This is a genomic window from Pontibacillus salipaludis (assembly GCF_014642405.1).
Lineage (GTDB): Bacteria > Bacillota > Bacilli > Bacillales > BH030062 > Pontibacillus > Pontibacillus salipaludis.
On record NZ_BMIN01000037.1, the window covers coordinates 1 to 1,628 of the forward strand.

The window sequence follows — 1,628 nt, forward strand, 5'->3', positions numbered from 1 at the left end:
ACTTAAACTAAACCAGCTAATAGTTTGTCAACATTTATCAATAAAAAACTAAAAAAAGACATGATATAATAAAAAAGAACAAGCCAAATAACCTTCCATCAAAACTAATTGGAAGGTTTTGCACTATATAGGCAGATATAGTTATTTAGTTATTTATTGGAAGTTAGTTTTGCTTTTTAAAAGAGCATAAATCCAATGTAAAAGCTTATTTACACAAGCAATAACTGCTACTCTAAAAGGTTTGCCTTCGTTACGCTTCTTATCGTAAAATTCTCTCATTTTCTTATTCCGAGGGAGTATTTCATCGGTTGTTTTCTTTTTCCGTTTGTCTCTAATCGCACAACAGACAGCCAGATATAAAGCGTGCCGTAAGCGACTAGAACCTCTTTTAGTAATGCGATTATTGCTAGCTGTAAAGCGACCTGATTCAAACACACTGGGATCAACACCGGCAAAAGCCACAAGCTTTTTAGGGTGATTAAATCGATCTATTTCCCCAATTTCAGAAATAATCGTGGCAGCGATTTTTTCTCCGATACCAGGGATAGATTTGATAATCTTATATTCTTCAATTTCTTTAGCTAGGGTATCTATCTCTGCCTCTAACTTTGATAGATGCTCTTTAAATTGAAGAAGCATATCAATATACATTCCCATACTTAACAAGTGACTTTGATACAGTGTCTTCTTAAAAGGATTACGGGCAGCAGCTGCTTTTAGAGTTTGTGCTTTTTCATAAGCCCATTTTTCGGAGCGACTTGTACATAAATCAGCTATTCGATTTGCCAGTCTGTCTTCGCTAGTCCTTAAAATTTCTTCCGAGGACATATATTCTTTAAGGGTCCGTAAAGAAACAAAAGAATATAGCTCACCAAAAACCCCTTTGTATTCAGGAAATACTTGTTCCAATACAGCTTGGAACTGTAACTTTGTTTGAATAAAGTTCCCAGTAATATTCTCATGGTGCCGAGTTAAATTACGAAGGTTTAAGAGTTGGATTCCTCGCTTTTTATAAGGCTCTAAGTCTTCCTTATAGTAAAGTTCACAAAGAAGGTAAGCATCAACTGCATCAGTTTTCACCTTTCTTAAATTAGAGCTTTTAGCTCTAAAAGAAACCAATGGATTTACAATGATTAATAAATAATTGTGCTCCTCTAGAAATTGAACAACAGGCGCATGATAATGTCCCGTTGCCTCCAAAACAATTGCTGGATTTTGATCCGTAATTTCCTTTAAATGCTTTAAAAATTCGTGAAGTGTCGCTAAGCCATCACGCGTGTGGTCCACTTTAAAACTCTTACGATATGGCTTTTTCTTATCCAAGAATGCTTGGACCTGACTTTCCCCTTTAGAAACATCCAGACCTACGACTGGATTCATTCATAATCTCCTCCTCCATAAATATTTGCCGGTGCCCCTAATCCTCCTTGTAATTTCACAGCTTCGCTTGTTAAACGGGATCCAGAGTCCCAACCAGCTAAATCATGTTTTTACAAGTAGGGGGTGAACGGTTTAGTTTACGGGGTCAAGCCCCACGGGCAGAGACGTTCTACCCCGGCTACTGTTATAATAGATCCATATAAAAAATGATCAACCAGTAAAAACTGGTTAACCTTATATTACGAACG

General features: G+C 36.7%; 1 protein-coding gene. It reads right to left on the reverse strand.

The genetic code is table 11. The features are described 5' to 3' along the window. Positions 1-153: 153 nt before the first annotated feature. A complete protein-coding gene (locus IEW76_RS20675; protein WP_188656257.1) occupies positions 154-1,380 on the reverse strand; it encodes an IS110 family RNA-guided transposase in 1,227 nt (408 codons plus the stop codon). Positions 1,381-1,628: the final 248 nt, after the last annotated feature.

Bases quoted from the DNA above. Each gene is read 5' to 3' on its own strand.
- IEW76_RS20675 (WP_188656257.1), bottom strand. From the start codon at position 1,380: ATGAATCCAGTCGTAGGTCTGGATGTTTCTAAAGGGGAAAGTCAGGTC.